This window comes from Streptosporangium sp. NPDC002524 (assembly GCF_040295985.1).
Taxonomy (GTDB): domain Bacteria; phylum Actinomycetota; class Actinomycetes; order Streptosporangiales; family Streptosporangiaceae; genus Streptosporangium.
Map to the genome: position 1 here is coordinate 53,157 of NZ_JBEOWK010000019.1, position 12,715 is coordinate 65,871.

Genomic DNA, 12,715 nt, shown 5'->3' on the forward strand with positions numbered 1-12,715 from the left:
TCTGAGGAGTAGAGGGCTCGCTACCGGCGGTTCTTAACTGATCCGTCGCCGGAGGATCCGGAGCGGTTCTTCTACCTGGACGCGGACGCGTTGGACGCGTTGGCGGAGGTGGCGAAGAAGCGCGGTCCGCACAACCGGCTCGGCTGGGGTCTGCAGTGGGGGACGGCTCGGATGCTCGGCACGTTCCTGGCCGACCCGGGCGATGTCCCGCAGGTGGCGGTCGACTACGTCGCCGAGCAGGTTGGGGTGGCGGACCCTTCGTGCATCAAGAATTACGCAGAGCAGCTCCCGACCCAGCATGAGCACGCGCGGGAGATCCGCGAGCTGTTGGAGTTGCGGGAGTTCGCGGACGCGGAGGCGCAGCTACGGGTGTTCGTGGCGTCGCCGGCGGCGCAGACGCGGGATTCGCGGCGGGAGCTGTTCGACCGGGCGATGGTGTGACTGATCGAGAACCGGGCGTTGCTGCCGGGGATCACGACGCTGGCGCCGCTGGTCACGAACGTGCGGGCGGAGCAGCCGGCTGCGGTCAACGACCATCTGGTGAAGCAGACGCCGGTGCAGATGCGGCGGGAACTGCTGGAGACCCTGGTCGTGCCGGCGAGCAAGAAGGTGTCGCCGCTGGAGTGGATGCGCACAGCAGTGGCGCTGGTGTCCGGGGCTGGGGTCTGGGACTTCTCGCAGGCCTTGGCCGGCCATCACCGGAAGGGCTCGATGCGTAGGGAGGATGTGCCGCTGGGCAGGTGTCAGGTGAGCAGGTGAAGGACCCGCTGGGCCTGCCGTTCCAGGGTCCCTGCGGGATTGCGGGCGGCGAACGGCCCGTCTGGGCCGAGCATGAGGAACCAGCCCAGCGCGAGCAGCCGGCGAAAGTCCCGTACGCGTTCGCGCTCCTGCCTGGTCAGCTCCATGGCGGCCAGCAGGTGCTCTGCGTCGAGGGTGCCGTCGACGCGTGAGATGTGCTCGCAGACTTCGGCGAGCTCGAAGGCGCGGTCGCTGCGGCCGGAGTCTTCCCAGTCGATGATGCGCACCTGGCGATCGTGGTCGTCCCACAGGTAGTTGGCATGATTGCCGTCGGACAGGCCGAGAACCGGCGGCAGTGGATCGGTGGTGAGCTTGTCGGGAGCGGTGGTGGCCAGCCACGCCGCTCCCGCCCGGTATGCCTGGTGCGCGGCGGGTGTGTCGCCGAGGTTGGGCTGCTTGTCGGCCCAGGTGCGGACCTCGGTCACGGCCGCAGCGGCCCCCCACGCGGCAGGCTCGACCGCTTCGACCACCGGTGTGGGGATCGCCTGGTGCAGCCGGGTCAGGGCGGCGGCCATCGCGGAGGCCTGTTCGGCGCTGACGTGCTCACCGCGCAGGACGCGGCCGGGTAGCCGGCTCATCACCACGGTGGGCGGATCGGTGTCGAGGTCGGCCCGGACGGGCGCGGGCGCCAGGCCGGGCGCGTGCTCGGCCAAAAGTGTCAGCGCCGCCCATTCGCGATGGGGCTCTCGCCGGTCCCACGAGCGATATCTCTTGATCACGATGTCGTCGCCGATGTCGAGGTCGTGGGTGGTGGATTGGCCGATCGTCACGCGCGTGCCCCGCTTTTCTGCCGATCCCCGGTGAGGGCCTCCAGGCGCGCCCTCACGGAGGGGGTGGAGGGTAGGGCATCGAGGCTATCGCAGCTCACGGCTGAGGTTGGGGCGGCTGATCGGGACGGTGGCTATCGGTGCGCCTCCTGTTCATAAAGCTGCTGGTAGCGGTCAGCCACGCGGGGCCAGGCGTACTGCCGGCGCACGCGCTCCAGCCCGTTGGCCGCGCGGCGGGCGCGCTCGGCCGGGTCGGTGAGCGCCGCGATCAAGGTGGCGGCCAGATCGTCGGCATCGTCGGGCCGTACCAGCCAGCCGTCGGCATCTGCTCCGTCACTGGTGATGAGGGCGGCGGGGCCGCCCGTGCGGGTGGCGATCGGGGGCACGCCGCACGCGGCCGCCTCAATGTAGACCATGCCGAAGCTCTCGTTGACCGCGGGAGCTGCCATGAGGTCGGCGCAGGCCAGCCCGGCGGGCAGTTCGTCGTGGCCGCGCCAGCCGATCAGGTGGACGTGGCGTTCGATGCCCAGCCTGCGTGCGGCTTCGAAGGGGTGCTCGCCCTCGTTCTCGCCGGGGTAGCCGCCCCACAGCAGCAGGACCGGCGCGGGTGAGATCTCTTTGAGGGCGGCGGCGAAGGCCTCCAGCAGCACGTTGAGGCGTTTGACCTGCTGGTAGCGGCCGATCCACAGCACGATGGGCCGCAGCCTGCCCTCAGGGGTGAGCAGGGCGGCCAGGTCGGCGTCGGTGTAGCGGACGCTGCCGGGCGCCTGGGCGGGCGCCCAGCCTTGGGGGTCGTCGACGAGCCAGCGGCGCAGCAGCGCCAGTTTCTGGCCAATGGTCAGGTGTTGTGGGGTGAACCGCGTGGTCTCGACCCCGTTGCCGATGATGGTGATCTGGTGGGTGGGGACATCGAGCAGCCGCTCGACCTCGGCCTGGTCGCCGGCCGAGACCGTGACGAGCCGACCGGCCTGGCGGACATGGTGGCGCATCCGCGCGGCCCAGACATCGGCGTGGCTCCAGTGCCGCCAGTCGATCGCGTGGGCGCGCTCGCGCAGCGCGAGGGCGAGGCTGCGGGGCAGCAGCCGGGCGATGGCGTCGCGGCGGGCGCCGACGTCGGGGTGGCGGCCTGCGTTCGCCAGCTGCGCCAGGGGTACCCCGATCTGGCCGGCCAGCCGGATGTGCTGCCGGGCCTGGTCGAGCAGCTTGAGGTCCGTGCCGTGGAAGGTGGTCACGGTCGGCACGGCCGGATAGGCGCGGGCGACGGCTGTTTGCAGGTGGCTGAGGTGATGGACGTGAACGACGTCGGGGCGGCTACTGCGGTGGGCGCTCAGATGCCGCCTCCAGGCGTCGATCAGGTGTGCCGTTGCGCGGGGAGGAACGGCGGTGAACATGTGATCGGGCGCTCGCGGGCCGCGGTCTTCGTAGGAGGGGTGGAAAGGTGCTTGCTGGCCTTCCACGCTGCTGCCGCCCCGGGCGTAGACCTCGGCGGCCGGCGTGTAGTCCATCGCCGCGATGTGCAGGTTCTCATAGAAGGTGGCGGCGTGGCTGAACTGGCCGGGCTCGCCGAGCGAGCCGCACAGGATGCGGCAGGTGTGGCCTCGGCCGGTCAGGTCGGTGGCCAGGTAGCGGATGACCTGGGCTGAGCCGCCGCGCGGGAAGAACTGGACGGCGGTGTCGATGGTGAGCTTCACAGCGGACTTCCTTCCAAGGAGGTGCGAGAGGTGAAGGCGGCGGCAGGCGCGTCGTGGCTTGCGGCCTGCGGGCCGGGCAGCGCAGTGGGTACCGGCGCGGGTACCGGCGTGCTGGCATTGGTGCGGGCGGCGGTGAGGATGGCCTCGGTGGCCGCGACCGCGGCGGCTCCTTCGCGCAGGGTCACGATGTCGTGTGGGCGGCCCTGCAGCGCGTCGCGGAAGGCCGCGTTTTGGGCGTAGAACGGTTCCGGTCCGTCGATGTGGCGGCTGATGATCGGCCCGGTGGTCATGCCGGGAAACCTGTCGGCCCGCTCTCCTGCTTGGAGGCTGGCGTTGGTGTGGTGGGTGATGGTGCACGTCAGCGCGTCCACGCTCACCCTTCCGGCGGCGGTGTAGACGGTGACCAGGCGTTCCTTGAGCGGCGCGATGCGGCTGAGCTCGATGGTGGCCAGCCCTGCGCCGTCCAGGACGCAGGTGGCGGTGGCCAGGTCTTCGTGGGCGCGGCCGGAGATGTGGGCGGTACGGGCGGCGACGGAGGTGATGTGCCGGCCGGTGAGGTAGGCCACCAGGTCGACGTCGTGGATGCCGATGTCGGTCACCACGCCCACGTCGCGAATCCGGTCCGGAAACGGACTATGGCGGCGGGTGGCCAGTGCGTAGAGGGTGCCGAACTCGCCGGTGCGCAGCCGGGCGGCCAGTTCGCCGATGGCTGGGTTACGCCGTTCGGTGTGGCCCACGGCCGCGATGAGTGCGCGCCTGTCAAAGGCGTCGACCAGGCGCAAGGATGCCTCCAGGGTGGGAGCGAGCGGCTTTTCGATGAGGGCGTTGATCCCGGCGTCGGCCAGGGTGAGCCCGACCTCTTCGTGGGTGGCGGTCGGCGTGGCCACCACGCAGTAGTCCAGGTCGAGGGTGAGAAGTTCGTTGACGTCGATCGCCTGGCGCTGCGCCGGATAGGCGACTCGCCGAACGGGGTCGGTATCGGCCACGGCGACCAGATTCACGCCGTCCATGTGGGCGAGTGCCCGGGCGTGGACGGTGCCGGCCCAGCCCAGGCCGATGACTGCAGCGCGAAGGGATCTGCTCATGCGCGACCGCCTCCAGAGGTAGGGGCACAGGGTTGTGTCGTTCGCGAGGTGCTGCTTGGCCCGGGGAAGATCCGGTTAGCGGCTGGTGTTCCAGGCGGCGACCCGGTCGCGTTCGCCGGGCAGCCAGGCGGGGATGGCCTGCGGGGTGGCTTGCAGCCAGGCCAGGTAGCGGGTGACGCCGTCGGCCACCGCGATGGTCGGTTGCCAGCCGAGCACGCCGGTCATACGAGTGATGTCGGCGCGGCCGCCGAGCGGGTCGCCCGCGGGCCTGGGAGCTGCTTCGAACTGGGTGGCGGCCAGGTGGGAGCGGACAAGTTCGGCGATCTGCAAAATGCTGGTGGTCTGGCCGGTGCCGATGTTGAACGTGGCGCCGCTGGCCTGCGGGGCGATCAATGTGCGGATGATGGCGTGCGCGGCGTCGTCGACGTGGACGAAGTCGCGGACCTGGCGGCCGCTGTTGTTGAGCGGCAGCGGCTGGCCGAGGCTGGCGTACATGCAGAATTGGGCCACCACCCAGGACCAGGCGCCTGGCTTGGGGATCTGCCCCTCGCCGTAGACGGAGAACGGCCGGACGATCGCGTAGTCGACCCCAGCCGACTCCAGCAGGTGCCTGGTGTGCGTCTCGGCCCAGAGCTTGGCCGTGGCGTAGGGGTTGAGCGGACTCATGGGCTGGTCTTCGGTGAAGATCTGTACCTTGTCCAGGCCGGCGACGCCGTGCCCGTACACCTGGGCCGAAGAGATGAACACCAGCCGCCGCAGGGTGGCGGCCTTGGCGGCAGCACGCAGCACCTGGTGGGTTCCGGCGATGTTGGCGTGGAAGGCGGCGTCGGGGTCGCGTACGCATCCGGCCACGGTGGAGAACGCGGCGGCGTGGATGACGAAGTCGCTGCCGCGGGTGAGCCGGTCGATGAGCGGCCGGTCGTTGATGTCGCCAACGATCAGGCCGGGGGCGTCGGGGGTGGCACCGAGCAGAGCGTAGGTGTCGCGGTCGTAGCCGGACAGGTCGTCCAGGACGGTCGTGGTCGCGCCCAGGGCCCGCAACTGCCGGGCGATGGCGGCGCCGATGAGGCCGGCTCCGCCAGTGATGAGCACGCGTGCTCCGGCGAGTTCGGCCAGCTCGGTGAGCATCGTGAAGGGTTCCTTCCTGATCGGTGTGCGAAGGGTGGCAACTCCCCGGGCAGAGCCCAGGTCACAGAGCTCGCGGCCCTGTCCGGGACGCCACAGGGGGTTACTGGCAGATGAAGGAGCCGGTGAACTTCGTGACCGCGAAGTAGCCGTCGCGGTCGATCACCGTCTGCACGTGCTCGCCGACGCGTTCACGCAGCTCGGTGAAAAAGCCGGGCTCCAGGCCGTCACCCGGCTGGGAGGCGGCGCAGCAGTAGTTGTGCGCGGCGTAGAAGTCGAGGAACGGGCCGACGGCGGAAAAGCGCAGCTGGTCCTGCCATGTGCGCAGGTCGACCTGTGTGAAGTGGGCGGCGAGTTGATCGTGGCCGTTGGTCAGCGAGATGCGGGCCTTGGGCGTGGCCTTGAACAGATGCCGAGGGGCGTCCATCTGCTTCATGACGGTGAAGTGGACGTCGAACATCTCCACCATCGAGTCGGGCCGGTCAGTGGTCAGGATGAACCGGCCACCGGGGGCCAGCACGCGGGCGACCTCGCGCAGGCAGGCGTCAATGTCGGGAACGTAGTGCATCATGTAGATCGCCGTGACGCGGTCGAAGTCGCCGTCGGCGAACATGGACAACTCCTCGGCGCTGCCTTCGATCCACTCGCACGAAGTGGCCACGCCGGCCATCCGCGTTCGGGCGGCGTTCAGCACGCCGGGGGCGATGTCGAGGCCGACGATGCGCCCGTCTGCCAGGTGGGGGCGGATCTGCTCGGCGACGAACCCGTTGCCGCAGCCCAGGTCCAGCCAACCTTCGCTGCCGGTCAGGGCCAGCTGGTCGAGCAGGTGGTCGACCATGGTGCGCGGATTGGTGCGGAAGCGGTTGTGGGCCAGCTGCTTGCCGTCCAGCATGCGCGTGTCGGCGAAGTAGCGGTCGCGGGCGTCTTCGGCGCTCAGCTCGAAGTAGGCGTCGGGGATGGTGGCGGTCAGCTGGTCGAGTTCGGGCGTGCGGAAGTCCATGCGCGTAGTTCCTCCGGATGCAAGGTCAGGGGCCGGTGGGGGCCCACTTGGTGCCGACGTACTTGTGCGGCAGCAGCTCGGCCAGCGCCGCGGTGCGCGGACCGAGGGGGCCGCCGATGACGGCGGCCAGATCGGGGGCGTGATCCAGCAGAAGCTCGCGGCACAGCCCGCAGGGCGGCACCAGCCGGGCAGGGGTGCGCTCATCCGGTTTGGGGTGCCGGACAGCGGCCACCAGGACCAGCGGCGCGGAGGTGGCCATGCGGGCCACGCCGAGTGCGACGGCCTCGGCGCACACCGCGGCGCGGCCGACCATGGCATCCACGTGCAGGCCCAGGTGGAGGCCGCCCTCGCGGTCGAGGATGGCGGCGCCGATCTGGTGGCGGGCCAGCACGTACCGGGAGGAGATCAGCGCGAAGGCGGTGGCCACCACCCGACGGCTGGTCGGATCGGTGCAGTCGGTGGACGGATCCCGGCCCGGCCGGGCGCTCACGCGCCGACTCCGGCACCAGCGGGGAAATCGCGGTAGATCTCCGACTCGCGGGGCCCGCGCGCGCCTTGGTACTTGCCGTCGTACAAGACGATGTCGCCCTGCACGCGCCAGAAGGTGACCTGGCCGATGAGCAGGCCCGCATACACGCGCACCGGCTGCACGGCGTGTAGTTGCAGCGTCCACTGGTTGTGTGAGCCGATGTCGATCAGATCGGCGGTCACGTGCACGAACAGGCCGAGCCGGGCGATGGACGAGCGGGCCCGGATGATGGGGACGTAGTGGTCGCTGCCCATCACCTCCAGGGTGTGGCCGAGGTAGATGCGGTCGGGCTCCAGCACCAGCCCCTGCTCGCCGATGGTGAGATCACGGGCGGGGTTGGGCCGGGCGACGTCCAGGACCTGGCCGGTGTAGGTTTTGATCGTCGGGCCGAGCTGGAAGTTGTAGCTGTTGGGATTGACCTGGTCGGGGGTGAACGGGTCGATCGTGATCCGGCCCCGTTCGTGCTGGCGGGCGATCTCCGCACCAGTCAAGATCATCGAATCTCCTTGGAGAGATGCTGCTCAGGCGGGCGCCAGCAGTCGCGGTGGCGGGGTGACGGCGGTGGAGAAGCGGCCGAAGTGGCCGTCGTAGGCGTGAACCGTGCCGTCGGGCACCCAGAACGACACCTGGCCGACGATCATCGCGGCGTACAGCCGGATGGGCTGGACGACCACGATCTCCAGCGTCCAGCGGTGGATCGCGCCCAGATTGCCCAGATCGGCCGACACCTGCAGGAACACGCCGAGCCTGCCGAGGGACGAGCGGCCGATCAGGGACGGCACGTAGTGGTCGCTGCCGATCCGTTCCAGCGTGGTGCCGAGGTAGACCCGGCGCGGCCGCAGCACGATCCCGCTCGTGGGGATGACGATCTCGTCGGTGGGGTGATCGCCGAGCGAGTCGATCACCGCGCTGCGGTGCACGCGCAGCGTGGGCCCGAGCCGGTAGTTGACGCTGTTGGGGTTGATCAGATCGGGGGTGAACGGGTCGATCGTGATCCGGCCGCTGTGGTGTTCGCCGGCGATCGCCGGCCCGGTGAGGATCACGCCTTCACCTCCAGCCGCTCGATGAGCGCCGCGGCCTGGCCGCGCAGCGCGGCCAGGCCGCCGTGGTTGGCCACCCGGTGGTAGGGGGTGCGGTGGATGGGCGCCTCGCTGGGCTGATCCTCCCGGCCCGCGGTGAGGTCGCCGCGGGCTTGCCCGCGCCCCTGGCGCACCTCCTGCGGAGCGTGGATCTCGACCAGCAGGAACCCGAGCCGTTCCAGCGCGTCGACATCGGGCGCGCGCATGTCGTCGCACACCAGCACGGTCTCGGCCGGGGCCGCGGACACCTTGGCGGCGAACAGGTCCGTCAGCGAGGCGGGGTTGATACGGCGCAAGTGCTCGGCCAGATCGCCCAGCAGCAGCCCGTCCTGCACGGTCGGCGTCAGCAGGGGCCGACCGGCGACGGTGTGGATGAGCGTCTGCAGCTCGTACAAGGGAGCGCCGATCTTGACGACGGCGGACGAAACGCCGGCCGCCTCCAGCTGCTTGGTCAGCAGATGGGCGAAGGTGGACTTGCCGACGCCGGGCAAGCCGTAGAGCGCGAGTCTGGGCATGCGGAAACAGGCCCCCTTCACGGGCAGGTGATCAGGACGAGTCAGCAGCAGGACGAGGGAGAGCGGGGCGCTGTCCTACTGCGGTTCTGCTGTGCTGAAGGCCATGAAAACCCGATGCCCGGCGGCCCGCCAGTGATCATCTGTAGTCTTCCGCTGCGCGGCCGTAGTCTCTTGCGCCTGGCGGGGCTGCAGCCGGACAGCGGCTGCGAGATGGTGGAGGTACTGGCCCCCGCACCAGGAGCAGCCCTATGACGGCCCCGCTCGAACAGCCGCACCCGTTGACCGTCTTGCGCGGCGAACTCGGCTGGTCACAGTCGGCCTACGCCCGCGAACTGGATGCCGTCCATCGACGGCTCGGGCTGGGAGGCCTGGCGCACGAACGACAGAAGATCTACCGGTGGGAACATGGGCAGGTCGTGCCCGAACCGTCGGCGCAGCAGGCGATGGCCGCCCTCCACGGCATCCCAGCCGACCTCCTGAGAACCTTGCCGTGGCCGGACTGGCTGGCCACCGCATGTGAACGGACAAAGAGGACTCCCACCTACGGCGATCAAGCAGCTACCGTAGAACTGCTGACCGATCTCGCAGTGGGAGGCCCCGTGGACCGGCGTGAGTTCCTGATCATGACGTCGGCCGCGCTCAGCGCCTCGATCACCGGCTGGCAAGACGCCTTCGCCTCTTTGACCAGCCCCTCCCCAACCGGCCGCCGACAGATCACAGCGCCGATGGTCGAGCACGTGGAGGCCCGGTTGGACCGCCTACGCCATCTCGACGACGCCCTGGGCAGCGCCCAACTACGCGAGCTGGGGATGGCCGAGTTCGCGTTCATCGTCGGCCTGGTCAAGGAGGCCCGCTTCGACCAGCACACCGGTCGCCGGCTGTACGCGGCCGCCGCCGAGGCCGCCCGCTGCTGCGCCTGGGTCCACTTCGACGACGGTTTCCACGCCCAAGCCGAGCGGTTCTTCGACGCCGCGCTGCGCGCCTCGGCCACCGCCGGCGACCCGCTCACCGGCGCCTACGCTCTGTCGTTCCGGGCGATCCAGCACTACACCGCCGGAGATCCTCTCGACGCTGTTGCCCTCATCGAAGCCGCCCAGGTCCAGACGAAGAACAAGGCCACTCCCCGCTTCCACGCGATGCTCGCAGCCCGTTTGGCCCGCTCGCACTCCAAGGCCGGCGACCGGCGCGCCTGCGCCCGCGCGCTGCACCAGGCCCGCGACCTGCTCGCCGCCGGGCTCCACGACGACGACCCGCCCTACCTGTACTGGGTCGATTTCGGAGAGGTCGAGATGATCGCCGGATCGTCCGCCCTCCAACTCGGCGACCCCCGAGAAGCGATCCGCCGGTTCGACGCCGCGATCGACGCCAACTACGCCGGAGACGACCAGTACCCGCGCACGCACGCCATCTACCTGGCGCGCGCCGCGGACGCCCACCTGGCGCTGCGCGACCTGGACCAGGCGGTCGCCGTCGCCGAACACGCCGTCCGTTGCCTCGGCGGCGTCGACTCGGCGCGGTCGACGGCGACCTTGGACGACTTGAGGGACAAACTCACCGCGCATCGAGACGTGCCGACGGTCCGGGATTTCCTCGACCTCACGGCGTAAGGACAAATCTCCTGGGCTGAAAATCCAACAGATATGGGTCTGATCTGCAGTGATGTAGTTAGGCGTCTACCTTGAGCTCGGCGAAGTCGGCCCGTGCTTGGGCGACGGCTTCGGGGTAGGCCTGGGTCTTCTCGTGCTCGGCGAGTGCCTGGTAGATGCTGGCCAGGCCGGGGTTTTGCCCCTTGCGCTTACCGGTGGGGATGATCAGGTCGGGGCGGATCTGGTCGACGGACTCGCCGCCTGCCCGGCGGCGGAGCACGGTGTGCAGCATGTCCTCGGTGATGACGGGCGGCCGACCGCCGTGCCTGCCCTTGCGGGCGGCGGCGTCGAGTCCTTCCAGGGGGGCTTCGCGGATGGCTTCGCGCTCGGTTTCGGCCATGGCGGCGAAGAAGCCGAAGAGCATGCGGCCGGGACCGCTGGGGTCGTAGATGCCGGGCAGCGGGCCGGCGAGCATCTCCAGGATCAGGCCGTGGGCGGTGAGGTGGTCGGCCAAGGCGGTGAGTTCGGCGGCGTCTCGGCCCAGCCGCTTCATCTCATAGACGGTCGTTTCTGGGATCACAGTCGCCACCCTCGCTCACCGTAAGAGCTGAGTCAGTTCAGATCTTCGGTGATCGTCCAGCCGCGGCTACCGCCGATCGTGGCGAGCTGCCGGCGCAGCACCGCGATCCGCTCACGCGCTTCCGGCCCAGCGATCCCGATCGTGATGCGCTCATCGGTCGCGTGATAACTGGTCCGCCGATCGCCCGCCGCGACCCGGCACGCCGCGTTGATGGCGGCTCGCAGCCGGGCCACTTTCCGTGGATCACCCTGCCCGCCGAAACCTTCGATCGTCACGGACGAGAACAGCGGTGCGAGGCGCAGGCCGTCCCGTCGCTTGGCAGCGTCCAACTCTTCTTGATCGGCACTCAGATTCTTCAGGATCCTGTCCCGGTCGACCGAGCTGATCGGCCTGCGGCCGAGCCAGTCCGGCCAGCCATCCGGCCGAGTCGGCACCACTCGCACCGGCTCGAACGGAGGCGGCACAGCCACCTCATCGGCCTCACTCTCAGCATCGGCGGACACGCTGTCGCTCAACCAGTCTCCTCGTGCCACGCCCGCACGCCAGCTCGTGATCTCCTCCCGATCGTACCGGCCGTATCCGACCTATGACCTACAGATAGGGCAGACATGTCACACCGTAGGTGGACACCCCCTATCCACCCACACCCTTCCGTAACCCTGCCTGACCTGCGGCGGGAGGCTTAGCGTTTAATTCCGGCCGGATAGTCCCAGGTGCCCTGTTCTCCGAACCGGTTTCCGGGCCGGTTCCCGGGTCCGTCTTCGGGCCGGTTCTCATATCGGTCTCCAGGCCGGTTCTCATGCCGGTCTGCGGAAGCCGGTCTCCAGGCCGGTTCTCGTGCCGGTCTTCAAGCTGGTTTCCAGGCCGGTGAGGCCCAGCAGGCGGGCCAGGGCCTCGTGCCCGGCGCGGGTGACGTTCAGGGCGCGTCCCGAGCCGATCCGGCCGACCCAGCCGCGTTCCAGCGCGGTCGCGCACAGCACGGCCCCGGCGGTGCCGGCCAGGTGGTGGCGGCGTTCGGTCCAGTCCAGGCAGGGCCGGGCCAGCGGGCGGCGCCCGCCGGTGGGCAGGCGGGCCCCCAGCTCGACGGCGAACCACGACAGTCCCTCGTCGCTGAGCGCGAACCCGGCGTCCTGGCGCAGCAGGCCGCGGGCGGTGAGCGCGTCGGTGATCGTCACGCCGAGCCGTCCGGCCAGGTGGTCGTAGCAGGTCCGGGCCCCGGCCAGCGCGCGGGCCGCGCTCGCGGCGCGCAGCGTGGCGGGCCGGGCGGCGGCCCCGAGGTCGGCGTGGGCGGCCAGGTCCTCGACGAGCTGGGCCACGGGCCCGGCCAGGCGCACGTACCGGTGGCGTCCCTGGCGCTCCTCGGCCAGCAGCCCGCCGTCGACGAGCTGGGACAGGTGCTCGCTGGCGGTCGAGGCCGCGACCCCCGCGTGCCGGGCCAGCTCCCCGGCGCTCCAGGCCCGCCCGTCCAGCAGGGCGAGGCAGAACGCGGCGCGGGTGCCGTCGGCGAGCAGGGCGGCCAGCGCCGCGAGCGGGACCGGGGTGGTCGGCGTCATGCCTCCATCATCGGCCGGGAACGGTTCGGCGTCGGCCGAAGCGTCCCCGCCGCCGGGCGGTGGCGCTCACTCCTGCTCCTGGGGAAGCCGGAAGATCCGGTCGAGGGCGGTCACCTGCAGCAGGTGGCGCAGGTAGGGGGTGAGGGCGACGACCCGCATGGTGATGTCGTGCTCGGCGGCGCAGTTGTAGACGTTGATCAGGGCCGCCACCCCCGAGGAGTCGATGAACTCCAGGCCCGACAGGTCCAGGTCGAGGTTGCGCACCTCCCCGGGCAGCAACTCTCGCGCGAAGCCGAAGAGCTCGGGGGCCGTGTCGTAGTCGAGGTCACCGCTGAGGACGAGCAGAGTGGTGTCCGGAGCGGTGACACGCACCTCGGTACGGAACGGGGTCTTGTCGAACATCAATC

At 70.2% G+C, this 12,715-nt stretch carries 15 protein-coding genes and 1 pseudogene; 3 read left to right on the top strand and 13 right to left on the bottom strand.

Going from position 1 to position 12,715, the window contains the following annotated elements:
* Window positions 1-24 precede the first annotated feature (24 nt).
* Window positions 25-441: pseudogene (locus tag ABT053_RS29530) on the top strand (DUF4158 domain-containing protein); the annotation flags it as partial.
* An 18-nt stretch (window positions 442-459) separates the two neighbouring features.
* Window positions 460-759, top strand: a complete 300-nt coding sequence (locus ABT053_RS29535) for a hypothetical protein (protein ID WP_350973267.1) — start codon at window positions 460-462, stop codon at window positions 757-759.
* Here the strand turns inward: ABT053_RS29535 and ABT053_RS29540 are convergent.
* The 9 genes from ABT053_RS29540 to ABT053_RS29580 form a co-directional block, all read right to left on the bottom strand.
* Window positions 744-1,568: a phosphotransferase family protein gene (locus ABT053_RS29540; RefSeq protein WP_350973268.1), complete on the bottom strand. Its 825-nt coding sequence runs from the start codon at window positions 1,566-1,568 to the stop codon at window positions 744-746. The genes ABT053_RS29535 and ABT053_RS29540 overlap by 16 nt on opposite strands.
* A gap of 131 nt (window positions 1,569-1,699) precedes the next feature.
* Window positions 1,700-3,256: a glycosyltransferase family 4 protein gene (locus tag ABT053_RS29545; protein ID WP_350973271.1), complete on the bottom strand. Its 1,557-nt coding sequence runs from the start codon at window positions 3,254-3,256 to the stop codon at window positions 1,700-1,702.
* Window positions 3,253-4,341, bottom strand: coding sequence for a Gfo/Idh/MocA family protein (locus ABT053_RS29550; protein WP_350973274.1), 1,089 nt, complete (start codon window positions 4,339-4,341; stop codon window positions 3,253-3,255). The genes ABT053_RS29545 and ABT053_RS29550 overlap by 4 nt, the downstream gene beginning before the upstream one ends.
* A gap of 75 nt (window positions 4,342-4,416) precedes the next feature.
* Window positions 4,417-5,469, bottom strand: coding sequence for an NAD-dependent epimerase/dehydratase family protein (locus ABT053_RS29555; protein ID WP_350973277.1), 1,053 nt, complete (start codon window positions 5,467-5,469; stop codon window positions 4,417-4,419).
* 100 nt (window positions 5,470-5,569) lie between these two features.
* Window positions 5,570-6,466, bottom strand: coding sequence for a class I SAM-dependent methyltransferase (locus ABT053_RS29560; protein WP_350973280.1), 897 nt, complete (start codon window positions 6,464-6,466; stop codon window positions 5,570-5,572).
* Between the two features lie 25 nt (window positions 6,467-6,491).
* Window positions 6,492-6,956: a cytidine/deoxycytidylate deaminase family protein gene (locus ABT053_RS29565; RefSeq protein WP_350973282.1), complete on the bottom strand. Its 465-nt coding sequence runs from the start codon at window positions 6,954-6,956 to the stop codon at window positions 6,492-6,494.
* Complete coding sequence (locus ABT053_RS29570; RefSeq protein ID WP_350973284.1) at window positions 6,953-7,492, bottom strand: dCTP deaminase; 540 nt, start codon at window positions 7,490-7,492, stop codon at window positions 6,953-6,955. Before ABT053_RS29570 ends, ABT053_RS29565 begins: the two co-directional genes overlap by 4 nt.
* A gap of 24 nt (window positions 7,493-7,516) precedes the next feature.
* Window positions 7,517-8,038: a dCTP deaminase gene (locus ABT053_RS29575; protein ID WP_350973285.1), complete on the bottom strand. Its 522-nt coding sequence runs from the start codon at window positions 8,036-8,038 to the stop codon at window positions 7,517-7,519.
* Window positions 8,035-8,589 (bottom strand): P-loop NTPase family protein, encoded by a 555-nt coding sequence (locus ABT053_RS29580; protein ID WP_350973287.1) that lies wholly within the window; start codon window positions 8,587-8,589, stop codon window positions 8,035-8,037. The genes ABT053_RS29575 and ABT053_RS29580 overlap by 4 nt, the downstream gene beginning before the upstream one ends.
* Before the next feature lie 248 nt (window positions 8,590-8,837).
* On the opposite strand from ABT053_RS29580, the gene ABT053_RS29585 reads away from it, so the two are divergent.
* Complete coding sequence (locus tag ABT053_RS29585) at window positions 8,838-10,196, top strand: NsdA family TPR-like regulatory protein (protein WP_502991885.1); 1,359 nt, start codon at window positions 8,838-8,840, stop codon at window positions 10,194-10,196.
* Between the two features lie 58 nt (window positions 10,197-10,254).
* Here the strand turns inward: ABT053_RS29585 and ABT053_RS29590 are convergent, their stop codons facing one another.
* The 4 genes from ABT053_RS29590 to ABT053_RS29605 all read right to left on the bottom strand — a co-directional run bounded on the left by ABT053_RS29590 (window position 10,255) and on the right by ABT053_RS29605 (window position 12,710).
* Window positions 10,255-10,728, bottom strand: coding sequence for a recombinase family protein (locus ABT053_RS29590; RefSeq protein WP_350973290.1), 474 nt, complete (start codon window positions 10,726-10,728; stop codon window positions 10,255-10,257).
* 59 nt (window positions 10,729-10,787) lie between these two features.
* Window positions 10,788-11,270, bottom strand: coding sequence for a hypothetical protein (locus ABT053_RS29595; protein ID WP_350973292.1), 483 nt, complete (start codon window positions 11,268-11,270; stop codon window positions 10,788-10,790).
* Window positions 11,271-11,552: 282 nt separating this feature from the next.
* A complete protein-coding gene (locus ABT053_RS29600; protein ID WP_350973295.1) occupies window positions 11,553-12,308 on the bottom strand; it encodes an ArsR/SmtB family transcription factor in 756 nt (251 codons plus the stop codon).
* A 66-nt stretch (window positions 12,309-12,374) separates the two neighbouring features.
* A complete protein-coding gene (locus ABT053_RS29605; RefSeq protein WP_350973298.1) occupies window positions 12,375-12,710 on the bottom strand; it encodes an STAS domain-containing protein in 336 nt (111 codons plus the stop codon).
* Window positions 12,711-12,715 lie beyond the last annotated feature (5 nt).